At 39.8% G+C, this 23,956-nt stretch carries 22 protein-coding genes, 1 pseudogene and 1 other annotated feature; all 23 genes and pseudogenes read left to right on the top strand.

Annotated features, from left to right (window positions below):
• Positions 1–115: 115 nt before the first annotated feature.
• Positions 116–1,116, top strand: a pseudogene (locus BN997_RS19795) (IS1182 family transposase); the annotation flags it as partial.
• A 743-nt stretch (positions 1,117–1,859) separates the two neighbouring features.
• Positions 1,860–3,221, top strand: a complete 1,362-nt coding sequence (gene mtaB / locus BN997_RS19790) for a tRNA (N(6)-L-threonylcarbamoyladenosine(37)-C(2))-methylthiotransferase MtaB (RefSeq protein WP_042534838.1) — start codon at positions 1,860–1,862, stop codon at positions 3,219–3,221.
• Positions 3,222–3,236: 15 nt separating this feature from the next.
• Positions 3,237–3,902: a deoxyribose-phosphate aldolase gene (deoC, locus tag BN997_RS19785; RefSeq protein ID WP_042534836.1), complete on the top strand. Its 666-nt coding sequence runs from the start codon at positions 3,237–3,239 to the stop codon at positions 3,900–3,902.
• Between the two features lie 111 nt (positions 3,903–4,013).
• Positions 4,014–4,190, top strand: coding sequence for a 30S ribosomal protein S21 (gene rpsU, locus BN997_RS19780; protein WP_019377991.1), 177 nt, complete (start codon positions 4,014–4,016; stop codon positions 4,188–4,190).
• Between the two features lie 14 nt (positions 4,191–4,204).
• On the top strand, positions 4,205–4,651 hold the full coding sequence (locus BN997_RS19775; protein WP_042534834.1) for a GatB/YqeY domain-containing protein: 447 nt from the start codon (positions 4,205–4,207) through the stop codon (positions 4,649–4,651).
• 232 nt (positions 4,652–4,883) lie between these two features.
• Entirely contained in the window at positions 4,884–6,218 is a 1,335-nt protein-coding gene (locus BN997_RS19770; protein ID WP_052485092.1) for an NfeD family protein, read from the top strand.
• Between the two features lie 27 nt (positions 6,219–6,245).
• The gene (floA, locus tag BN997_RS19765) at positions 6,246–7,241 is read left to right on the top strand and encodes a flotillin-like protein FloA (RefSeq protein WP_040980627.1); all 996 of its coding nucleotides are present in this window, start codon (positions 6,246–6,248) and stop codon (positions 7,239–7,241) included.
• Between the two features lie 27 nt (positions 7,242–7,268).
• Positions 7,269–7,808: a hypothetical protein gene (locus tag BN997_RS19760; protein ID WP_042534832.1), complete on the top strand. Its 540-nt coding sequence runs from the start codon at positions 7,269–7,271 to the stop codon at positions 7,806–7,808.
• A gap of 122 nt (positions 7,809–7,930) precedes the next feature.
• Entirely contained in the window at positions 7,931–8,230 is a 300-nt protein-coding gene (gene yqfC, locus BN997_RS19755) for a sporulation protein YqfC (RefSeq protein ID WP_084612996.1), read from the top strand.
• 114 nt (positions 8,231–8,344) lie between these two features.
• The gene (yqfD, locus tag BN997_RS19750) at positions 8,345–9,562 is read left to right on the top strand and encodes a sporulation protein YqfD (protein WP_042534830.1); all 1,218 of its coding nucleotides are present in this window, start codon (positions 8,345–8,347) and stop codon (positions 9,560–9,562) included.
• 2 nt (positions 9,563–9,564) lie between these two features.
• Positions 9,565–10,536: a PhoH family protein gene (locus BN997_RS19745; protein WP_042534828.1), complete on the top strand. Its 972-nt coding sequence runs from the start codon at positions 9,565–9,567 to the stop codon at positions 10,534–10,536.
• Positions 10,537–10,789: 253 nt separating this feature from the next.
• Complete coding sequence (locus BN997_RS19740; protein ID WP_052485091.1) at positions 10,790–12,907, top strand: HD family phosphohydrolase; 2,118 nt, start codon at positions 10,790–10,792, stop codon at positions 12,905–12,907.
• Positions 12,907–13,371 carry an rRNA maturation RNase YbeY gene (ybeY, locus tag BN997_RS19735; protein ID WP_042534826.1) on the top strand — a complete coding sequence of 155 codons (465 nt, stop codon included), beginning with the start codon at positions 12,907–12,909 and terminating at the stop codon, positions 13,369–13,371. Before BN997_RS19740 ends, ybeY begins: the two co-directional genes overlap by 1 nt.
• Positions 13,361–13,723 (top strand): diacylglycerol kinase family protein, encoded by a 363-nt coding sequence (locus BN997_RS19730; RefSeq protein WP_042534824.1) that lies wholly within the window; start codon positions 13,361–13,363, stop codon positions 13,721–13,723. The genes ybeY and BN997_RS19730 overlap by 11 nt, the downstream gene beginning before the upstream one ends.
• A gap of 16 nt (positions 13,724–13,739) precedes the next feature.
• Positions 13,740–13,874 (top strand): hypothetical protein, encoded by a 135-nt coding sequence (locus BN997_RS23730; protein WP_256704814.1) that lies wholly within the window; start codon positions 13,740–13,742, stop codon positions 13,872–13,874.
• Between the two features lie 531 nt (positions 13,875–14,405).
• Positions 14,406–15,308 carry a GTPase Era gene (era, locus tag BN997_RS19725; RefSeq protein WP_042534822.1) on the top strand — a complete coding sequence of 301 codons (903 nt, stop codon included), beginning with the start codon at positions 14,406–14,408 and terminating at the stop codon, positions 15,306–15,308.
• Positions 15,309–15,642: 334 nt separating this feature from the next.
• Positions 15,643–15,804, top strand: a complete 162-nt coding sequence (locus BN997_RS22785; protein WP_139089150.1) for a YqzL family protein — start codon at positions 15,643–15,645, stop codon at positions 15,802–15,804.
• 122 nt (positions 15,805–15,926) lie between these two features.
• Positions 15,927–16,673 (top strand): DNA repair protein RecO, encoded by a 747-nt coding sequence (gene recO / locus BN997_RS19720; RefSeq protein WP_042534820.1) that lies wholly within the window; start codon positions 15,927–15,929, stop codon positions 16,671–16,673.
• Between the two features lie 80 nt (positions 16,674–16,753).
• Positions 16,754–16,926, top strand: a binding site (T-box leader).
• A gap of 130 nt (positions 16,927–17,056) precedes the next feature.
• Complete coding sequence (gene glyQ / locus BN997_RS19715; protein WP_042534818.1) at positions 17,057–17,935, top strand: glycine--tRNA ligase subunit alpha; 879 nt, start codon at positions 17,057–17,059, stop codon at positions 17,933–17,935.
• A gap of 1 nt (position 17,936) precedes the next feature.
• Positions 17,937–20,012: a glycine--tRNA ligase subunit beta gene (gene glyS / locus BN997_RS19710; protein ID WP_042534816.1), complete on the top strand. Its 2,076-nt coding sequence runs from the start codon at positions 17,937–17,939 to the stop codon at positions 20,010–20,012.
• A 259-nt stretch (positions 20,013–20,271) separates the two neighbouring features.
• Entirely contained in the window at positions 20,272–20,901 is a 630-nt protein-coding gene (locus BN997_RS19705; RefSeq protein WP_042534813.1) for a transcriptional regulator CcpN, read from the top strand.
• A gap of 30 nt (positions 20,902–20,931) precedes the next feature.
• The gene (locus tag BN997_RS19700; protein WP_042534812.1) at positions 20,932–21,741 is read left to right on the top strand and encodes a pyruvate, water dikinase regulatory protein; all 810 of its coding nucleotides are present in this window, start codon (positions 20,932–20,934) and stop codon (positions 21,739–21,741) included.
• A gap of 400 nt (positions 21,742–22,141) precedes the next feature.
• Positions 22,142–23,953: a DNA primase gene (gene dnaG / locus BN997_RS19695; protein WP_042534810.1), complete on the top strand. Its 1,812-nt coding sequence runs from the start codon at positions 22,142–22,144 to the stop codon at positions 23,951–23,953.
• Positions 23,954–23,956 lie beyond the last annotated feature (3 nt).

The following is a 23,956-nucleotide window of genomic DNA, read 5'->3' as shown; positions in this document are numbered from 1 at the left end:
GAGGCTGGGACAAAACCCAGTAAAAATAGGCTGTTGAGAAACCTTCGACAGTCTATTTTTATGTCCAATAGGCCGTAATTATTTGGTATAATAGAAGTACCAAACAAAGACGGTGATGAGCTTGTTTCACACGAGAAAACGCACGCAAAACGAAATGGAATTTGTTTGCTTAGAAGACTTAGTTCCCCAAGACTATTTATTACGAAAAATAGATAAATACATTGATTCCTCTTTTATTATTGAAAAGTAAAACCTTATTATTGTGAAGATAATGGTCGTCCTACTCTAGATTCCCTTATTTTATTCAAAATGATGTTTGTTGGGTATTTTTTTGGCATTTGTTCGGAACGCCAATTTGAAAAAGAAATTCAAACAAATAATGCTTACCGCTGGTTTCTAGGTTTAAAACTGACCGATCCAGTTCCCCATCATTCTACCATCAGCTGGAATCGTCGAACTCGTTTTAAAGATACGGAGATTTTTCAAGAAATTTTTGATGAAATTGTTCTCCAGGCAATCAATCACCGTATGGTTGGAGGAAGAGTCCTTTTTACGGATTCCTCTCATTTGAAAGCGAATGCCAATAAACATAAATTTAGCCGGAAAGAAGTCGAAGTGGAAACACGAGGCTACATAGAAGAACTAAACCAGGCCATTCAAGAGGATTGGAAACAGAATGGGAAAAAGTCCCTAAAAGATAGAGAGGAAGTGAAACAAGTCAAAACCATTCGAAAAAGTAAAACAGATCCGGAAAGTGGTTTTATGTCCCGAGACCACAAACAAGAAATGTTCTGTTACTTAGATCATCGAACCACAGATATGAAATATAATATTATTACAGACGCCTATGTCACTCCGAGAAATGTACATGATTCGGTTCCTTATTTGGAACGGTTAGACCGGCAGATCAAACGGTTTGATTTTATCGTGGAAGCAGTAGCTTTAGACTCGGAGTATTTAACGAATCCAATCTGTAAGGGGTTAGCTGATCGGAATATATTTGGTGGCATCGCTCACCGTCGCTATCACCCAACGAAAGGATTATTTCCGAAGTGGAAATTTCGTTATGATGAAGACCGAGATAGTTATACTTGTCCGAATAGAGAAGAATTGCCATCTGCCTATCCAAGCAAGGGTAGATAGATGGGAGTTTATTTCCGTGATATATCTTGTTTTTCTCTTGTTTTTTTAAAACCATATAAAAAAGCTTGTAGAGAAAGTATGGTATTTTCTCTACAAGCTGACCACTAGTGTGAACTGGTGTTTTTTGATTGTAAACTAATATTTAACAAATTAGTAGATTGATTCCTTGAAGGTGTGCCCTATTATTTATCAAGTAAGGTGGTTATTCCGAATTCATCACTCTTGGCTTTGTTTCTTTTTGTGATTGAAAGCGAAATTTATAGAAGGTAGTGAAAAAATAAGCCTTTTACGACTCTATCCCTATCAATAGCGTACCAAAGGAAATCAATTCTAAGATCTGTTGGCGAGGCCTAGACCCAATAGTCATTAAGCTAACAAAGATGAGACCTTGTAGAGCCCCTCTTTTGTTAACTTGATAGTATGCTATGAATCCAGACCTCTTCCATCAAATACTAAAAATCGGGTGTTACAGTCAACGGTAAGCAGCTTTGCTATGGTTCTTATTATTGTTATTTAAAAAGCTGTTGTATTATTAATGGCTCTTGCCTCAGCAGAAAGTGGCTCTATTTCTCTCAATCGGTGGTAAAAAAGACCGCTCAAGTGGTTAAAAATCGTCCGCTGTATTCATTTTGTATTCTATTTCTAATTATTTATGATATCATTAAATACGGATAAACTAAAATTAACTGTGAATGAAATGAAAGGATGATATATAAATGGCTGAAAAATTGCCAAAAACAGTGAGCTTCCATACGCTTGGCTGTAAAGTAAATCACTACGAGACCGAGGGCATCTGGAGAATGTTTAAAGAGCAGGGCTATGAGCGAGTAGACTTTGATCATGATGCAGATGTGTATGTTATTAATACATGCACAGTTACCAATACAGGGGATAAAAAAAGCAGGCAGACCATCCGTCGTGCCATCCGAAAGAACCCTGACGCAGTCGTTTGCGTAACAGGCTGCTATGCACAGACTTCTCCTGGTGAAATCATGGAGATTCCCGGAGTAGACGTGGTTGTCGGCACACAGGAGCGTAAAAACATCTTCGCATATATTGAAGAGCATGAAAAAACAAAGGGACCTGTTAACGGCGTGTCGAACATTATGAAAAACCGTGTGTTTGAGGAAATGGATGTTCCAGTATTCACAGACCGTACACGGGCATCACTCAAAATCCAAGAAGGATGTAATAATTTCTGTACGTTTTGTATTATTCCATGGTCAAGAGGGCTGCTTCGTTCCCGAGATCCTGAAAATGTTATTGCGCAGGCAAATAAATTAGTAGAAGCAGGATATAAAGAGCTTGTACTTACCGGAATACATACAGCAGGATACGGAGAAGATTTAAAAGACTATAATTTTGCGATGCTGCTGGAAGAACTGGAGCAGGTAGAAGGATTAGAACGTATCCGTATCAGTTCGATTGAAGCGAGTCAAATTACAGACGAGGTTATACGTGTGCTGGACAGAAGTAAAAAAATCGTCCGTCACCTGCATATTCCGCTGCAATCTGGTTCTGACCCGGTATTGGCCAGAATGCGCCGTAAGTATTCCACGGACTTTTACCGTCAGAAAGTGAAAAAGATACAAAAAGCATTGCCTGGACTTGCTATTACATCGGATGTTATTGTCGGATTCCCTGGAGAAACAGAGGAAGAATTCCAAGAGACCTGTGATTTCATTAAAGAAATCGGTTATTCGGAGCTTCATGTATTCCCATTCTCCAGAAGAACCGGCACGCCGGCAGCAAGAATGGACAACCAGGTGGAAGATGAAGTAAAAGAAAGACGTGTGCATGAATTGATTACATTATCGGATCAGCTTGCAAAAGAATATGCTTCCAAATATCAAGACGAAGTGCTGGAAGTCATTCCGGAAGAGCATGCAAGTGAACAGGAAGATAATCAGCTTATCGGTTATACAGATAACTATATGAAAGTGCAATTTGAAGGCTCAGCTGATTTGATTGGTAAAATTGTTAAAGTGAAGATAATAGAGTCTGGATATCCTGTGAATAAAGGTGTTTTCGTACGTGTGATGGATCACGCGACACATGTTGCAGAAAAAAACGCATAAAAGGAGATAACAATCATGAATTTAGCATCTTATATTGACCACACATTATTAAAACCTGACTCGACAAAAAGTCAAATTGCAAAAATTGTCGAAGAGGCAAAAGAAAATAGGTTTGCATCTGTTTGTGTTAATCCGCATTGGGTTGTTTATTGCGTGAGTGAACTAAAGGATTCCCCAGTGAAGGTATGTACAGTCATTGGCTTTCCTTTAGGAGCTACGACGACAAAGACAAAGGTTTATGAAACGAGAGAGGCCATCGAAAATGGAGCAACAGAAGTAGATATGGTTATTAATGTCGGAGAACTGAAGGCTGGCAACGAAGCATTGGTGAAAGCAGATATAAAAGCAGTTGTAGATACCGCAAAAAACAAAGCTTTAACGAAGGTCATTATAGAGACAGCTCTATTAACAGACGAGGAAAAAGTATTAGCCTGTCAATTAGCAAAAGAAGCTGGAGCAGATTTTGTAAAGACCTCGACAGGATTCTCTGGCGGCGGCGCAACCGTGGAAGATATCAGATTAATGCGCGAAACTGTCGGACCGGAGATGGGAGTAAAAGCATCTGGGGGAATCCGAGATCTGGAAACAACGGAAGCGATGATTGAAGCTGGAGCAACACGCATCGGTGCAAGCGCCGGAGTAGAGATTGTCTCTGGTAAAGAAGGAACTTCAGATTATTAATAAATAACCATTGACCGCTTAGCGGGATTATATTATAATTTAAAAAGGCATGAAAGTATGTTCATGCTCGCATTAAAAATGGTTTTGTGCTTCGGAGGGAGGGAAATTAGCATGTCAAATACAACTCGCGTTCGTAAAAACGAGTCTCTTGAGGATGCTCTTCGTCGCTTTAAGCGTAGTGTATCAAAAAGTGGTACATTACAAGAATATCGTAAACGTGAACACTATGAAAAACCTAGTGTACGCCGTAAGAAGAAATCAGAGGCTGCTAGAAAACGTAAATTCTAAAGAAGGTGTGACGTATGACGCTACTTGATCGATTAAATCAAGATATGAAGCAGGCGATGAAGAACAAAGATAAAGAAACCCTGAGCGTTATTCGCATGGTAAAAGCTTCTATTCAGAATGAATCGATTAAGCTTGGAAAAGATACTCTATCTGAGGACGAAGAATTAACTATTCTTTCGAGAGAAGTTAAACAGAGAAAAGATTCCCTCCAAGAATTTAAAAATGCTGGAAGAGAAGATTTGGTTGAAAAGACCGAAAAAGAATTGGAAATACTGGAGCAGTATTTACCAAAACAGCTTTCAGATGAAGAATTAACATCGATCATTCAGGAAACAATAAAAGAAGTTGATGCTGGCTCCATGAAAGATATGGGGAAAGTAATGGGCTCCGTGATGCCTAAGGTTAAAGGACAGGCAGACGGTGCCAAAATTAAACAAATAGTAGAGCAGCAATTGCGATAAAGAAAACCAACCCTAAATCGGGGTTGGTTTTTTAATTTGTCCAGAAAACCAATGGCCGCAGTGAAACGAAGGAAAAATGAAAGAATCATTCAACTTGTCAAACTTAGATGAAGCTTTCTCTAACCTGAGGAGATATGGTACTATCAAAGTATACCCATCCACGAAAAATGAAACCTTTTAGGGATTACTTTCGTAAATATAGATAAGGTGCAGGAGGAGGGGGTGACTCAAGTTGAAAAGACATCGTAAGCGGTTAGCTGTATACATATTGTTTGTAACAGTTTTAACCATCGTATCCATATTTACTGGAACGCAGACAGAGGCTGAGCAGGGTGAAGGTGAAACAGTTTATATTGTTCCAATTGAACGGGAAGTGGAAAGAGGCCTGGAAGCATTTATTGACCGGGCTACCACAGAGGCGATGGAAAGCGGGGCAGATCATATTATTTTTGAAATCGATACGCCTGGCGGCCGTGTTGACTCTGCCGGACAAATTGGTTCGCATATCCAAAGTATAACTGTCCCGACAACGGCTTATATTGTCAATGAAGCATTATCTGCCGGATCTTATATTGCGTTGTTCTCTGATAATATTTATTTTAATCCGCATGCAACCATGGGAGCGAGCGGGATTATTAATCAAGATGGAACAGCAGCAGATGAGAAAGCACAATCTGCCTGGCTTGCGCAAATGAGAAGTGCTGCAGAATCAAATGACAGAGATCCTATTTATGCTGCGGCAATGGCTGATAACAGTATTGATTTACCGGAGTATGGAGCTCCTGAAGGACAGTTCCTGACACTCGGCCCGAGAGAAGCAGTTGAAGTTGGATATGCAGAAGGAATTGTTTCTAACCGTGCTGAACTTCTGGAAGAGCTTAATCTGTCTGAAGCAACGGTTGTAGAAACAGAAACTTCGATGGCAGAAGAACTGGCGAGGTTTTTAACGCATCCGGTTGTTATTCCTATTTTATTATCTGTTGCCAGTATCGGTTTGATTGTAGAACTGTACTCTCCAGGTTTTGGCGTGCCGGGAATATTAGGACTGGTATCCTTAGTATTATTCTTTTATGGGCATGTTGTTGCCGGATTAGCAGGCATGGAGGCGCTGCTGCTTCTTATTATCGGTATTGGTCTGATTGTAGCAGAATTCTTTGTAACCGGCGGGATTCTGGGAGTGCTGGGAATAGCTGCGGTGATCGGTTCCTTATTCATGTCAGGGTATGATATGGTCCACATGTCAATGAGCATAGGGATTGCCTTTTTGATTGCTGTGATTCTTGCTATTATCTTATTTAGAAGAATAGGTATGGATAAAGGGGTTTTTCGCCATATTGTTTTAAGAGACAGTACAGCAACAGAAGATGGTTATGTATCCTCAGTAAACCGTTTAGAACTTGTCGGACTTGAAGGAAACTCATTAACAGCGCTGCGCCCCTCTGGACTGGTAGAACTAAATGATGAAACAATTGATGTCGTGTCAGACGGCACTTTTGTTGACAAGGGTAAGAAAGTGAAAGTAATTCGTGTAGAAGGTGTTCGTGTCGTTGTTAGGGAAGTGAAATAATTATTTTTTAAATCAGGAGGAATCAGCATGGACGAAAATATTTTAATGCCGCTTATTATTATTGCGGTCATCGTTATTGCTTTAGCTATTTTATTTACTTTTGTACCAGTTGCGCTATGGATTAGTGCCTTGGCAGCCGGAGTAAAAATCAGTATCTTTACACTTATCGGTATGCGTTTGCGCCGGGTAGTGCCAAACCGTGTTATTAATCCGCTTATCAAAGCGCATAAAGCCGGGATGAATGTGAAAACCAACCAGCTGGAAAGCCACTATCTGGCAGGCGGTAATGTAGACAGAGTAGTAAATGCACTTATCGCAGCACAGCGGGCAAATATTGATTTATTATTTGAACGTGCAGCTGCGATTGACTTAGCGGGCCGTGATGTATTAGAAGCGGTACAAATGAGTGTAAACCCGAAAGTAATTGAAACACCATTTATTGCCGGTATTGCAATGGACGGCATCGAAGTAAAGGCATTAGCCAGAATTACCGTGCGTGCCAATATTGACCGCTTAGTCGGTGGTGCAGGTGAAGAAACAATCATCGCCCGTGTCGGTGAAGGGGTTGTAAGTACCATTGGTAGCTCTAATGCACATACAGAAGTTTTAGAAAATCCAGACATGATTTCTCAAACTGTATTAAGTAAAGGTCTTGATTCTGGAACTGCTTTCGAAATTTTATCCATTGATATTGCTGATGTGGACATCGGTAAGAACATTGGGGCAATCCTGCAAACTGACCAGGCTGAAGCAGATAAGAATATTGCTCAAGCGAAGGCGGAAGAACGCCGTGCAATGGCGGTAGCACAAGAACAAGAAATGCTTGCCCGCGTACAGGAAATGCGCGCGAAAGTAGTAGAAGCCGAAGCAGATGTACCGCTTGCATTAGCAGAAGCATTGCGTTCAGGCAAAATGGGTGTCATGGATTATATGAACTATCAAAATATTGATGCTGATACAGATATGCGTGATTCCATTGGTAAGCTTTCTACAGATAATAAGGATGACGACCAAAATAAGTAATTAAAATGAAAATAAAGGAGGGGGCATATGGACTGGATATTTGAAAATCTGTTTCTTATTATTATCATTATTTCTGGAATAGTTGCATTTCTGGGGGATTCTAAAAAGAAACAGGAAGAACAGAAAAAAGAGCAGTCTAGACCTCCAAATAAACAGGCGCCGTCAAGACAAAGACAGCAGCGTTCCCCGCAAGAAATGAGAACGAGGCAGCAGACACAAAGAAAAAGAGAGCAGCCTCGTGCCGAGCGTCAAGTCTACAGAGAGGGAGCACGTCCGGATATTTCTGCTGGAGGTATTGAAGAGCAGCAGAGAAAACAGATGGAGCGGATGACAAATCGCTATCAAACCTCCTCTCAAGAAGATGTGGAAGACGCAAAGCAAAATTTCAAAGACTTGATTGTGGATCGCAAGGATGAAGCAGATAGCCCAGGAAAGAACGAAATGAAGAAGCGTGTTTCTGGAAATCTTGATGGAAAAGGATTAGTCAACGGTATTATTATGGCAGAAGTCTTAGGACCGCCGCGTGCGAAACAGCCGTATAGAAGTATCGTGCAAAGAAGAAAATAAAAGGAAATATCAAACACCTTAATCGGCATTGTTATGCTGGTTAAGGTGTTTCTTTGTTTTTCCTCGTATCTAGTTCTGTTCAAAGCATTATTTACATATGTATCAATGAGGGGGGATCATCATTGAAAAAATGGCAACAAAGAATCCGTTCGCTTTTAATGGAGCAATTCTCTCTTCCATCCGATGTTGTTATGGAAATGCCGCGCATAACTATCATTGGACATTTGCATTTTTATATTGAAAATCATCAAGGCTTAGCACTGTATACAAATGAAGAGCTTAAACTAAAGGTAACAAATGGGTTTGTAAGCATTAAAGGACATTCCTTTGTGCTTAAAATGATGCTTCCAAAAGAAATTATGCTGGAGGGAACGATTTCTGAGGTAATTTTTTTAAATCATGAAGGTGAAAAAGAAGATTGATGCTTCCATATTTACAAAACTGATGGAAACTTCCTTTTTAGAAAACGTCTTTTGATAAGCGCAGCATGATTTTATGTAAAGTTCAGGATAGCAGATAAGCAATGGGAGGTTGAAATGAAAAAACAAAATCCGCCGTCGATACGTGCTTACGTTACTGTTCGTGTGAAAGGTGTCAAACCGGAATTATTTCTGCAAAAATGTGCCAGCAAGGGCATCCCTATTTGGGATGTAAAAAAAATAGATGCTGCGTGCTGTGAGGCTACAATTATGTTTAAAGATTTGGGAGCCTTAAGAAAGTTAAGGAGAAACTCTTTGTATAAAGTTTCCTTTGCCGGTCAAAAAGGCTTTCCTTTTTTTCTTTCGAGGCTCAGCCGAAAAAAATTCTTACTTGCTGGTATTTTTACTGGTTTTTTATTTTTTTTCATTTTGTCTAATTTATTATGGTCTGTTCATATCACTGGCGTGCCAAAAGAAATTGAAGAAAAAATAGAAACAGAGCTGGAGGCGTTTGGAGTGTATCCCGGTGTCTGGTTATTCTCTCTTGCTACTCCAAAAGATATCCAACGGCAGCTCTTAAATGAAGTTCCGGAGCTGCTCTGGACAGGCGTTCAGCTTCAAGGGACCTCATTGCAACTGGAGGCTGTTGAAAAAACGATTGTGGAGGAAATCCCTCCTGGAGAACCAAGAGATTTAGTGGCAACGAAAAAAGGTGTTATCACTAATATGTATGTTTCTAGAGGACGAGCTGAAGTTAGTGTGAATGATTACGTGGTTCCGGGGAAAATATTAGTGTCTGGTAATTTAAATACGGAGGAAGGAGAAGATAATACAGAAACGGAAGAAGACCCGGACAAACCAATTGCTGCAGAAGCAGAGGTGTTGGCAAATACGTGGTATGAAGTTCATGTCACTGTGCCGCTTCAATACCAGACAGAAGAGATAACAGGAAATCAGAAAACGAAGCATTATTTGCGTTTTGGTGATGTACAGCTTCCATTTTGGGGATTTAAAAACCCCGATTATTCCCATTCACAAGAGGAGCGGAAAGAACAGCCCATTCATTTTTTAAAATGGGAGCTTCCTTTCTCTTATGTTTCCAGTGAAATTAGTGAGACAGAAAAAACAGATGAAGAGCGATCCAATGAGGAAGCAATTAAGGCAGGGGTGGAGCAGGCTAAAATACAATTATTAAATGAGCTGGGGCCAGAAGCGACGGTATTATCGGAAAAAATTTTACATGAACATATAGAGCATGGTAAAGTTGAATTAGTCTTATATCTTTCGGTAGAAGAAAATATTGTAAAAGAAGAACTTATTATTCAAGGAGACTGATTATGCCCGAAAACTTAGTGGATATTGATTTACAATTAGAAGGTGCCAATGAAGCACTTGCTTTATTTGGTACAAATGATAAACATTTAAAACAGCTGGAAGCTTTACTTGATGTAGACATTATATCCAGAGGCGAATCCATCCGCGTTTCTGGAGAGAATCAAGCAGTGCAGTTAGTACAAGAGATTCTGCTGACTATTTTAAGCGTTATCCGGAAAGGACAGACAGTTTCGGAACGGGATGTTGTCTATGCTGTAGACTTGGCGAAAAAAGGTAAGATAAAACAGTTTGAAACGTTATTTGAAGATGAAATTACAAAGAACTATAAAGGAAAGTCCATTCGTGTAAAAACACTTGGACAGAAACAATATGTCCAGGCAATCAAGTCAAAGGATCTTGTCTTTGGCATAGGCCCGGCCGGAACAGGAAAAACGTACCTGGCTGTGGTGATGGCCGTTCATGCGATGAAGAACGGACTGGTGAAAAAAATTATTTTAACCAGACCTGCCGTGGAAGCAGGCGAAAGCCTAGGATTTTTGCCAGGTGATTTAAAGGAAAAGGTAGATCCTTATTTGAGGCCATTGTACGATGCTTTGCATGATGTATTAGGCACAGAGCATACAGCTCGTTTAATTGAAAGGGAAACGATTGAAATTGCGCCGTTGGCCTATATGCGGGGCAGAACCTTAGACGATGCTTTTGTTATTTTGGATGAAGCCCAGAATACAACACCGGCTCAAATGAAAATGTTTCTGACGCGCTTAGGGTTTGGCTCGAAAATGATTATAACGGGAGATATGACACAAGTAGACCTCCCGAAAGGTATTGTATCCGGATTAAGGGTTGCTGAGCGGATGCTTAGCCCAATCGAAGGCTTAGCCTTTGTTCATTTGCAGGCTGCTGACGTAGTGCGCCACCCACTCGTTCAAAAAATAATAAATGCTTACGAAACAGAAAGTGAGAACGAAGGGTGAGACAAAAGAATGTCTCATCCTTGTTGTTCATCATAAAATTAATCTCTGATTAACGTTTAGATATCCATGCTGCATATGGACAAAGTTTTTCAAAGGCTTTTTAGAGCTAATGATGGAAAATTAAGTAAAAATATCAGGTGAACAGTATGTGACTTTGTTGTTTTGCTATGATCAAGGAATTCACTTAATTTTAGATAATTTCATCCCAATCCGTTGGATGGAAGTGGTAAAATAAAAAGAGGAGGTGAAGGTGTTGAAAAAAAGATGGAAGAAAATACTTCCTTTTTTTAAAAATAATCGAAAATACTTTATTGCGATTGTCCCGGCTCTTATTATAGGAGTACTTGTTTTTCTGACGTTATTAGATAATGTACGTACAGATACATATGATATTCAGCGTTTTGCTGTTTCTGAAGAGACAATACGTTCCCCGATAACGATTGAAAATAAGCAAGAAACGGATCAGCGAATCAGGGAAGCAGTCAATGCCGTTCCTGATCGGTACAGCATTTCCGAAGAGGTGACAGAGGAGCGATTAAATTATGTAAACGAAATTTTTGACGCTGTATTAACCATCATTGCGGAACATGATGAAGGAGCTTTAGAAGAGGTATATGAAGAAGAAGCAGTTGAATTAAGAGCGTTACTATCGGAAGAAATTCGTTCAGAAATTTCGGAAGATGTGCTGATTTCCTTGCTGCAGCAGCCGGAAGAGGACTTGGAAGAAGCGGGGGCAGTATTTTCCGAGAGTTTGGAAAGCGTATTAGAGCAAGGTATCAGAGCAGAGAATATTCAATCTGGAATTACCAATATAGAGCGTGATTTAGCTTATTCGGAAATGAATGAAGGTTTACAGGAAGATTTAATGGAGTTAGCAGAATTTGCGGTCGTAGAAAATGCTTTCTTTGACTATGAGGCAACGGCTCAAGAGAAGAAGGACGCCGCAACACTTGTGGATCCTGTTGTTATTCGTGCTGGTGAAACCATTGTTCGCGAAGGCCAGACCATTACAAATGAAATCTACGAGCAGCTGGAGCTGGTAGGCGTATTATCACAGGAGGGCAATATTTACCCAATTCTGGCGTTGGGATTTCTGGCAGCGATAATTGCATACTTTTTCGGGATGGAATGTCTGCAAATTGCAAAAGATAAGAAATGGAACCTTCTGCCGATTGTAGCTGTTTCCCTGTTAAGTGCACTGGCTATTTTTGTTATGAAAATCCAAAGTTATTTCTTTGACCAGTCAAATGCACTCTATTTGGTAACACCTATTGCAGCTATTGCTATTTTATTAAAAGTATTAATCGGCGATCGTTCAGCAGTACGTCTCAGTATCTTATATGCAATTTTAGCAGCATTTATGTTTAACAGTTATATTGCCGGAATGCTGCACGTCGAAGCGGCTATCTATTTCCTTTTTTCTCAGCTCGCCGCAATTGTGTTAATGAAGAAATTAAGTGAACGCCTTGTTATTTTAAAAACAGCGATTGGACTGATTTTAATTCATTCTGCTGTCATTATCTTATTTCTATTCCTGTCCTTTGAAAAATATACGTGGTTCGATGTCTTTTTATACCTTGGTTTAGGGATAGTTGCAGCTTGCCTTTCAGCTATTTTGGCAATTGGATTATTGCCGTTGTTCGAAAGCTTTTTAGGTATATTGACAGATATGAAACTCCTGCAATTATCTAATCCTAATCAGCCGCTGTTAAAACGGCTGCTGGTGGAAGCGCCGGGAACGTATCATCATTCGGTAATGGTAGCCAACATTAGTGAGACTGCCTGTGAAGCGGTGGGAGCAAATGGTTTGCTGGCACGGGTGGGCGCTTACTATCATGATATTGGCAAAACTGTGCGGCCGGCCTTTTTCATTGAAAATCAGATGCCAAATAAAAATCCACATGATAAATTGCCGCCTAAGGAAAGCGCAGATATTATTATCCGCCATACAACTGATGGAGCAAATTTGTTAAAGGCGCATAAAATGCCTAAGGAAATCATTGATATTGCGAAGCAGCATCATTCGAATTCTTTAGTGCAATTCTTCTATATGAAAGCAAAGGAGCTGAATTCGGAAACAGAGGAAGCAGATTTCAGATATCCCGGGCCGAAGCCGGAAACAAAGGAAACGGCGATTGTCTGTATTTGTGATTCTGTCGAGCCGGCAGTCCGTTCCTTGCAGGAACCGACACCGGAGACGATTGATTCCATTGTGTCATCGATTATCAATGGCAAAATTTCAGATGGACAATTAGATAACAGTCCTTTAACATTAAAAGAGTTAAAAATCATTCAACATACGGTTTGTGATTCTTTGAAAGGAATTTTCCATTCTAGAATTCAGTATCCGAAGAAGGAAGGGGATAAATAATGCTTATTGATTTTCAGGATGAAACCAATGCTGTGTCTGATGAACATAGAGCGCTTGTCGAAAAGCTGCTGACCTTTGCCGGAAAAGAAGAAAAAACAGCTGCTGAAGCGGAAATTTCAATCAGCTTTGTGGATAATGAACAAATTCAAGTAATCAACAGAGATTATCGGGATAAAGATAAACCGACGGATGTTATTTCATTTGCAATGCAGGAAATGGAAGACGAAGAACTTGAAATTGTTGGCGAAGGGCTGCCGGTTGTACTGGGAGATATTATTATTTCGATAGATAAAGCCAAAGAGCAAGCGGAAGAATACAATCACAGCTTTGAGAGAGAGCTGGCCTTTTTAGCGTTACATGGATTCTTACACCTGCTTGGGTACGATCATATGAATGCAGAAGATGAGAAGGAAATGTTTCAGAGACAAGACGAAATTTTAGGTGCATTTGGCATTGAAAGATAAGAAAAGAGTTGTTGGATTCCGTTATGCTTGGGCAGGGCTGAAAACGGTGGTGAAAAAGGAGTCGAATTTCCAGCTGCATCTTGCCGCTATGACGATTGTAGTTGCAGCAGGCTTCTTTTTCCATCTTTCTCTCATCGAATGGGCGGTTATTTTATTAACCATTGGTTTAGTGCTTATCACTGAAATGATAAACAGTGTCATTGAGCGGGTCATGGATTTTATTCAGCCGGGTTATGATGAAAGAATAAAGGAAATAAAGGATATTGCAGCTGGTGTTGTCCTCGTGACGGCGCTGATATCCGTTGTAGTCGGAATACTTATTTTTGGTCCTAAAATAATGCAATTTATATAATAGTATGATAAAAATAATGTTTATTGAACGATTATCCAGCTTGATAACGTTATTAGCAGATGTGGTTGTCATCAGGCCTTTTGCCGGCAACCGTGTTGCGTTAATGCAGTTAAGAAAGTCTGAAATTAACTGTCAAAAGGGAGGAGCTTGACCAAGCTCCTCCCTTTTTGTAATTCATTGTATGATTGTTAAAGGTTTTGTCGATATAGTGAAACTAATTAAAAAATGTAGTATGATAGGAAGCAAGCAAACAATGAATACTTCCGCCACTTCATTTCTAAAGAAATTGGAGGTGTGGGTTTCTGGGGTGTCGACTTTCAAGATGACGATTAACCGCCAGTGGAGTTGACACATCGGTGTGCTAAAAACACCCAACCCCGCTATCCCATTGGTCCTGCCTTTGGGGCTACTTTTCAGCTTACCTGAGGTTCACACATTTGTGTGCCTTGGCTGACATATTTGGCTTGAACATTTTACGTGGCAAAGCAACGATTCTCGCCACAACCTGCAATGTTCAGTTTTCAAAGAGCGTCTTTCAAGAACATTATAACATACGAACTTAAGTTCGTGAATGCAAAAAGGCGATTCATCTCTCATTTACTCATTGGATTTTACCCTGCACATTCCTTGAGGTTGGGAGTCCTCTCGCCTAATCAAGAATAGAAATTCGGAGGAAAACAGCATGACAAATAATTTCAAATCAGGCTTTATTGCTATTATAGGCAGACCAAATGTTGGAAAATCAACATTCATGAACCGAGTGATTGGTCAAAAGATCGCTATTATGAGTGATAAGGCACAAACAACACGAAATAAAATACAAGGTGTTTTGACAACAAAGGAATATCAAATGATTTTCATTGATACACCGGGAATTCATAAACCGAAGCACCGATTAGGCGATTTTATGGTACAGGTGGCAGAGAATACCTTGAATGAAGTAGATCATATTTTATTTATGATTAATGCGGATGAAGGTTACGGCCGCGGGGACCAATATATTATTGATTTGCTTCAAAAAATAAAACAGCCGGTGTATCTGATCATTAATAAAATCGATAAGATTCAACCGGAAAAGCTTATGCAGCTGATTAATCAATATAAGGATTTTTATGAATTTGAGGAAATTATTCCTATTTCTGCATTGGAAGGGAATAATGTAGATCATTTACTAGAGGTGCTCGCTAAGCAATTGCCGGAAGGTCCGCAATATTATCCGGAAGATCAAATCACGGATCATCCGGAAAGGTTTGTTATTTCTGAGCTTATCCGCGAAAAAGTATTGCATCATACGAAGGAAGAGATTCCGCATTCGATTGCCGTTGTCATTGAAAATATAGAGAAGAACGAAAATGATAAATTATTGGTACAAGCAACGATTGTTACGGAAAGAAGCTCTCAAAAAGGTATTTTGATTGGCAAGCAGGGCGGTATGCTGAAAAAAATCGGCCAGCAATCACGCCGCGATATCGAAGCATTGCTTGGGTCTAAGGTATATTTAGAACTTTGGGTGAAAGTGAAGAAGGATTGGAGAAACAAACAGAATCAATTACATGAATATGGCTTCCGGCTTGATGAATATTAAAAGATATGGCAGACCGGATACGCTGTTTTGATTCGTTTTTTGAATATCCTCTTAAAGATGGTAATATTTTATACTAATGAAAACGTTAAATCGAACCAACCTATAAAAGAAGCGGGGCATTCATGTCAGGCTGTCCTCTTTCGCCAGAAAAACGTCTTATTCGTTAAAGGAAGTCTTAAAACCGGATTTCGTATTCTTAGAATCCCTTCTGCAGTAAAGTCAAAGCTTTAGAAAATGCTTGGTTGCACTTGAGAAGTAAATAGAAAAGTTTTTTCTTTCCTATTTGTGATGAGTCAGTTACAGCAAAAAAATAATTAGAAAGGTGGGGTTTCTTGTGTTAGATGCAACATGGAATTTGTTTTATCAAACAGGAAACATTGAAACCTATTTATTATTAAAAGAACTAGAGCAGCAAGGACAATTAAGTCAGGAAAAAAGACAAAATGAAAATACCCAATCTTCTATGGGCGACGGTATAGATTTGCCATCTTTGTAACCATGTCGCTTGAAGCATGATAATTCCTGCGATAAAGTGAAGCTTTATTCAGCCGGGGATTTTTCATCTCCCTGAAGGAATTTAGTGAAACTGTGATAACAAATGAGGGCGGGTGATTTTACGTGCTGGAACAGATAGATGGTATGGTATTAAAAACAAAAGATTATGGTGAAACACATAAATTAGTGACTATCTACAGCGGAAAGTTTGGTAAATTCCAAGCTCTGGCAAAAGGTGCAAAAAAACCAAAAAGTCGAATGGCTGCAGTTACTCAGCCATTCGTTTTTGCCCGTTTTTTTGTTTATCTTGGAAGCGGATTGAGTACGATTCAACAGGGAGAATTATTAAACTCCCATCGTAAGATACGTGAGGATTTTGTGAAGACGGCTTATTGCTCCTATATTGCAGAGCTTACAGATAAGCTGCTGGAAAACCAAAATATAGATCCGTACCTATTCGATCAATTTCAACAGACTATAGCTTGGATTGAAGAGAATGATCAGGCTGAAATCCCGATAATGATGTATGAATTAAAACTTTATAAAAAAGCTGGATTCGCTCCAGTGTTAAATCAATGTATCAATTGCGGGTCGACGCAGCAGCCTTTTGTGTTTTCTGTAGTGGAGGGCGGTTTCCTGTGTCCGAAATGCCGTCATCTGGATCCGGAAGCAATCGAGCTTGCGCCGAAACTGGCAAAGCTTCTCTATCTCTTTTCTGAAGCAGGATTAGAGCGTATCGGAACAATTCAAATGAAACCGGACAATGTGAAAATGTTTCAGGCTATTTTAAAAGCTTATTACGAACGCTATGGCGGATATTATATTAAATCCCGCAAGTTTCTGGATCAGCTCGATTTGTTTAAGAATTAATTGACAAGCTGCAGGGTAATGGAGTATGATTTGTACATAAATTAACGTATTTTAATTTTATACAAGTTGATAATTACATGATAACTGCAATGATGAAGAGAAGTACGGAAGCATATTCTGTAATAAGCGAGTCCGGGATTGGTGCGAGCCGGATGTATAGAGGCTTTTGGAAGGAACTTCGGAGCAGTATGAAAAAGAGGCTCTTGTTATAGAGAGCAAGTAGGGTGGAACCGCGGTTTAAGCCGTCCCTATGTCTGTCGTTCAAGCAGACATAGGGACGGCTTTTTAGGTTTTCAGCTGATAGCGTGGCTATAATGAGGTTTTTTATCATCACCAAAGGAAATACTTACAGTAAATTTCGATCCATTAAAGGAGTGGAGTAAATGAATATTCAAGAAATGATTTTAACATTGCAAAATCATTGGTCAGATCAAAATTGTATTTTAATGCAGGCATATGACACTGAAAAAGGTGCAGGAACGATGTCTCCTATGACATTGCTGCGAAGCTTGGGACCAGAGCCGTGGAATGTTGCCTATGTAGAGCCTTCCAGACGACCGGCGGATGGCAGATATGGGAAAAATCCGAATCGTCTGTATCAGCATCATCAATTTCAGGTAATCATGAAGCCATCTCCTGAGAATATTCAGGAACTGTATTTAGAGTCCTTGGAAAAATTAGGGATTGATCCGCTTAAGCATGATATCCGCTTCGTAGAGGATAACTGGGAAAACCCGACGCTTGGCGCAGCCGGTCTGGGCTGGGAAGTATGGCTGGACGGGATGGAAATCACACAGTTTACCTATTTCCAGCAAATCGGCGGTTTGGAAGCAAATCCGGTAACGGTCGAATTAACATACGGGATTGAGCGGTTGGCTTCATATATCCAAGATAAAGAAAATGTATTTGATTTAGAGTGGAATAATGGAGTGACTCTTCGTGATATTTTCTATCAGCCGGAATATGAGCATTCTGTCTATACATTTGAAGCATCCAATACGGATATGTTATTTGATTTATTTACGAAATATGAACAAGAGGCCAAAGCAGCCATGGAGAAAGGACTTGTCTTCCCGGCATATGATTATGTTTTAAAATGTTCACATACCTTCAACCTGCTGGATGCAAAAGGGGTTATTTCCGTAACAGAAAGAACAGGCTATATCAGCCGAATTCGTAATCTTGCCCGCAGTATTTCAAAAATTTATGTACAAGAACGTGAAAAATTAGGTTTTCCGATGTTGAAAAAGGAGGCAAACTAGAGTGGCACAGGATGTATTGATTGAAATTGGATTAGAGGAGCTGCCGGCTCGATTTATAGATGATGCAGAAGCGCAAGTATTGGATAAAACAATCAAATGGCTGGATGAACAGCGTATTTCCTATTCGTCTGCAGTCTCCTTCTCAACGCCGCGAAGATTGGCTGTCCTTATAGAAGAAGTGGCAGAAAATCAGGTATCCATAGAAGAGGAAGCAAAAGGACCTGCTTTAAAGATTGCCAAAGATGATGAGGGAAATTGGACAAAGGCCGCGGAAGGCTTTACCAGAGGTCAGGGAAAAACAACCGATGATATTTATATCAAAGAGATCAAGGGAACTTCCTATATCTATGTAAAAAAATTCATCGAAGGAAAAACAGTGCAATCATTACTCCCGGAATTTAAGGATATTATTGAGTCCATCACATTTGGGAAAAATATGCGCTGGGCAAATGAAACATTGCGCTACGCCAGACCGATCCGCTGGCTGGTAGCACTTTATGGAAATAAAGTGATTCCTTTTGAGATTGCGCATGTGAAAACAAGTAATTTCACCTACGGACATCGTTTTCTCAGCGATAAGCTGACCATAGGGGAACCCAAGCAATACGAACAGCTGTTAAATGAGAATTATGTCATTGCAAATGCTGAAAAACGTAAAGAGAAAATTGTAGAGCAGCTGGATACACTGCAAACCAAAAATGGATTTCAGATTCCGGTGGATACAGAGCTTTTAAATGAAGTGAAAAACCTTGTAGAATATCCGACTGCTTTCGTAGGCAGTTTCGCAGATTCTTTCCTTGCTCTGCCCAAAGAAGTACTTATTACGTCTATGGCCGAGCACCAGCGTTATTTTCCGGTAGAACGAGACGGAGAGCTGCTGCCTAAATTTGTAGGAGTAAGAAACGGTGATGATTACGAATTGGAAACCGTCATCCGGGGAAATGAGAAGGTACTTCGCGCGCGTCTTGCGGACGCAGAGTTTTTCTTTGAAGAGGACAAAAAACTTTCAATTGATTTCTTCCAGGAGAAGCTGACCAGAGTTGTATTTCAGGAAAAGCTGGGTACGTATACAGACAAAGTAAACCGGGTTAAAAAAATTGCGAGTCATTTAGCTGAAGAACTTGCTTTAAAAGATGGAAAAGAGATTGCCCGAGCTGCAGAAATCAGCAAATTCGATTTAATGACCAATATGGTAAATGAATTTACGGAATTACAGGGCGTAATGGGCGAGAAATATGCTGCATATTTTGGAGAAACAAAGGAAGTTTCTCAAGCCATACGTGAACATTATTTACCAAAACAGTCTCACGGTGAACTCCCTGCAACAACAGTCGGCGCCGTACTGAGTATTGCAGATAAGATGGATACCATTGCCGGCTGTATCAGTGTCGGACTTATCCCGAGCGGTTCACAGGATCCATATGGTTTACGAAGACAGGCAACGGGAATTTTACGTATTTTGCAGGATCAGCATTGGGATGTGACAGTAGAATCACTCATTAACTATACTTTATCTGTATTAGCGGATGCCGGTTTAACTGTAAATGCCTCTGCGAATGCTGATTTGCGCACATTTTTTGGCTCCCGTGCTGCCTATTTGCTCCGTGAAGAGAACGTAGAATCAGATATTATTCATGCAATTACAGACAATCAGCTTGGCGTATTTCATTTTGCAGTAGATAAAGCACATGTTTTATCTGTGAAAAAAGCAGATGAAGCTTTTAAAAACTCGCAGGAGGCGCTGGTGCGTGTTCTGAATCTGGAAAATAAGGTAGAGGATAAAAATCATGAAGCAGACGCTGCGCTTATCCAAACAGAATCAGAACAAGCATTTTACGATGCTGTGAAATCTGTGAAATCAAATTATGCTGCACATTTAGAGGCACAAAACAGTGAAGCGGCATTACAGCTTCTTGCGGATCTTGCTGATAATATCCACGCATTCTTTGATCATAATATGATTATGGACGATAATGAAGAAGTAAGAAAAAATCGTCTATCTATGATTCATGAGCTTTCTATGCTTATTTTGCAATATGCGGATTTACGAAAAATAGCGTGGAAGCAGCATGCATAGAAATATAGGAAGACTTCTGCGATGACGACAATTAATCTAAACAATTTTAAACTTTCTTCACTTTAGAGGATGTTTAAAAAGGTTTTCTCTCTTAAAAAAAGGTTTTTTAGTGAATAGAGTCGAATAGTAATGAATGTACCATGTTTTAAATATGAAAAGCATGGTACATTATCCTTCAATATGCCAAATTTGATGCAGCTGATATCTGGAAAGCATCCTATTTATTTGCAAATAATGCGGCAGTTTAGGTGGTGAAAAAGTGGACTTATCGAAAAGACAGCAGCGGATTATAGAAATAGTAAAAGCAGACGGTCCCATCACGGGGGAGCAAATAGCAGACCAGCTGGCGCTGACCCGGGCCACATTGAGACCGGACCTGGCTATTCTGACGATGGCTGGTTTTTTAGACGCACGTCCTCGTGTTGGCTACTTTTATACAGGTAAAACAGGTTCAGAATTGCTGACAGAAAAGATAAAGCGGTATAAGGTTCATGAATTTCAGCAGGTCCCAGTAGCTGTAAATGAAAAGGTATCAGTATACGATGCAATATCAACGATGTTCTTGGAAGATGTCGGCACACTTTTTGTTGTCGATGAAAATTCATGCTTGGTGGGAGTTCTTTCCCGAAAGGATTTGCTGCGTTCAAGTATGGGCAGGCAGGACCTGAGCTCTATCCCTGTACCGATTATTATGACAAGAATGCCTAATATAACTGTTTGCCGAAAAAATGACCTGCTGGTCGATGTAGCTCATCAGCTTATATCCAAGCAGATCGATGGTGTCCCTGTAGTAAAAGATACCGAAAATGGTCTTGAGGTTATCGGCCGTATTACAAAAACAACGATGACGAAACTGTTGGTTGAATTAACAATGGAAGATACAATATAATTTTTTAGGTGCTAAGGGGAGGATGTCGAGATGAAGGAGCAGCAAGTTATTTATGTGTTATCTGATTCTGTTGGAGAAACGGCCGAGCTGGTAATTAAAGCAGGCTTAAGCCAATTCAAAAGCGGGGATTATAAAATTCAGCGTATTCCTTATGTAGAAGATAAAGGAACGATTGATGAATTCTTACAACAGGCAAAATTGAATTCAAGTCTTATCGGTTTTACACTGGTTAATCCAGAATTGCGAGCGCATTTAAACAAGCGTGCAGCTGAACTTGATATTGAAGCAATTGATATCATGGGTCCGACTATGGACGCCATGGAGCGTGTTTTTAGTGATCAGCCCCGTTTAGAGGCAGGACTTGTTCATAAACTGGACGAAGATTATTTCAAAAAGATTGAAGCGATTGAGTTTGCTGTTAAATACGATGACGGGAGAGATACGCGGGGCATCACCCGTGCCGATATCGTATTGATAGGTGTTTCCAGAACCTCCAAAACGCCACTGTCTCAATTCTTGGCACACAAACGCTTTAAAGTAGCAAATGTTCCGATTGTTCCAGAGGTAGACCCGCCGGAAGAGCTGATGATGGTCGACCCTAAAAAATGTATTGGTTTACGTATCTCTTCAGAAAAATTGAATGGCATTCGGAAGGAACGTTTAAAAGCGCTGGGACTGGGAGACCAGGCAACGTATGCAAATGTAAGCAGAATTGAACAGGAGCTCGAATTTTTTAATGATGTCGTTGAAAAAATTGGCTGTCCTGTTATTGACGTGTCTCATAAAGCAGTGGAAGAAACAGCAAACCAAATTATTAGAATGTGGCAAAGCAGACAATAATAATCATTTTAAAGCTTTGCAAGAGATATAATAACAGTATATTTTCAGGATAAAAATGGTAGGAAAAGCATTCTGTACGCAACTCTCACGGAATGTTTTTCTTTGTTCCATAGATTTATATACAAATTAATAGAAATCTATTAAAAAATATATTATAATGGTAAATCGTATGAGCAGATTTAAATAAAATGCAATTTTAATCATAATTTGCTCTGAAAAAGAAGGAATCTATGTATCCTTTGTAGAATCTATGTTAAGGCTATTTTTTTTGAGAATAAGAAAAAAATATGTCGAATCATGAAAAATGGAGCAACTAAGTTTAAAAAGGAGGATTTTGCATAATCTCTCTAAAATGTGTTTTAGCATCCTATAAAATCAAATAGAATAGTTGGTGGTAAACATGGCTAATCAAATACCTGAACCAATTATTGAGGAAGTGAAAAAAACCAATGATATTGTCGATGTCATTGGAGAGTACATTCAATTAAAAAAACAAGGTAAAAACTATTTTGGTCTATGTCCCTTTCATGGCGAAAATACACCCTCATTTTCAGTTACCCAGGATAAACAGATTTTTCATTGCTTTGGCTGCGGAAAAGGCGGAAATGTATTCTCGTTTCTAATGGAAATGGAAAATTTCACATTTTATGAGGCGCTGAAATATTTAGCTGACCGAAGCGGTGTAGAGCTGCCGACAGCATCCATTCCCAAAGAAACTTCTTTATCAGAGGAAACAGAGCAGATGCTCTCTGCGTATGAATGGTTGACAAAATTATATCATCATCTCATAAAGTATCAAAAAGATGGGAAGGATGGATTAGAGTATCTAAAAAGCCGCGGGCTTACGAAGGAGACGTTAGAAGAATTCCAAATCGGATATGCTCCGGATAAGCGCGATTTCACAGCGAAGTTTCTTATACAAAAAGGATATTCTAAACCATTGCTTTTGAAAAGCGGTATTTTAGCAGGAAACGATAATAATGAAGTCATCGACCGTTTTCGCGGCAGAATTATTTTCCCTATACGGAATGCATTGGGGCGCACTGTCGGTTTTGGCGGCAGAGCAATGCATGATGACAGCGGTCCGAAATATTTAAATAGCTCGGAAGGCGAACTTTTTCAAAAAAGTAAGCTTTTATATAATTTTGACTTGGCAAAGCGCCATATCCGAAAAGAAAATGAAGCTGTTTTAATGGAAGGCTATATGGATGTTATTTCTGTTTATCAGGCTGGCGTGAAAAATGTAGTGGCTACGATGGGGACCGCTTTGACAGAAACGCAGGCAAAGCTTTTAAACCGCTATGTCGATACGGTTATTATTTGTTTTGATGGGGATAGTGCAGGGATAGAAGCCCGTTATAAGTCGGCACTTCTATTGAGGTCTGTCGGCTGTGATGTCCGTATTGCCAATTTGGATGCAGAGGAAGACCCGGACAGCTACGTCCGGGAGCATGGAGGCGAAGCTTTTAAAGAAAGGGTTCTGCGCACAAGTGACAGTTATATGAGTTTCTTCATGCGATATCAGCGCAGACACTTCAATCTGCAGCTGGAAAGTGAGCGTATTGAGTATATCGAGCGCGTTTTAAAAGAACTTTCTATGATTGAGAGTGCGCTGGAACGGGAATATTATATTCAGGAATTGCATAAGGAATTTGATTTGTCTGTAGATACCTTGATGAGCCAGCTGGCTCAGTATCAGAAAAGCCAGCCTTCCGCGAAGGATAATCAGCGTGATAAGAGTTATACTAAGCCATATGTACCTGCAAATAAGAAAAAGTTATTTCCGGCATATGTTAATGCTGAAAAAAGAATTTTATCCTATATGCTTCAGGATGCCTATATAGCTGAAAAAGTACAATATGAGCTTGGAGCGGGATTTAATGTAAATGACCATAAAATTGTTGCAACACATTTATATGCTTTTTATGAAGAAGGTAATTCACCCGATATTAGTTTATTTATGGAGAGACTGTCTGATGAACATTTAAAGAATCAAGTCATTGAATTGGCGATGTCCAGCGATGTCCAGCATAGTACAGAGGAAGAAATCGATGACTATCTGCGAATGATTCATCGGGAGGCGGATCAAAGTCCGGCGAAAAAAAGCTTAAAAGAGCAGCAAAGGAAAGCGGAGCAGGAAAATGATCCATTGGAGGCTGCCCGCTTGGCAATGGAGTTAATCCGGCTGCAGAAGCAAAATAACGAAAAATAATTC

The sequence above is a fragment of the Oceanobacillus oncorhynchi genome, assembly GCF_000821065.1.
GTDB classification, from domain to species: domain Bacteria; phylum Bacillota; class Bacilli; order Bacillales; family Amphibacillaceae; genus Oceanobacillus; species Oceanobacillus oncorhynchi.
Note: the sequence above shows the minus strand (reverse complement) of the source record. Positions and strands in the feature narration are given on the sequence as shown.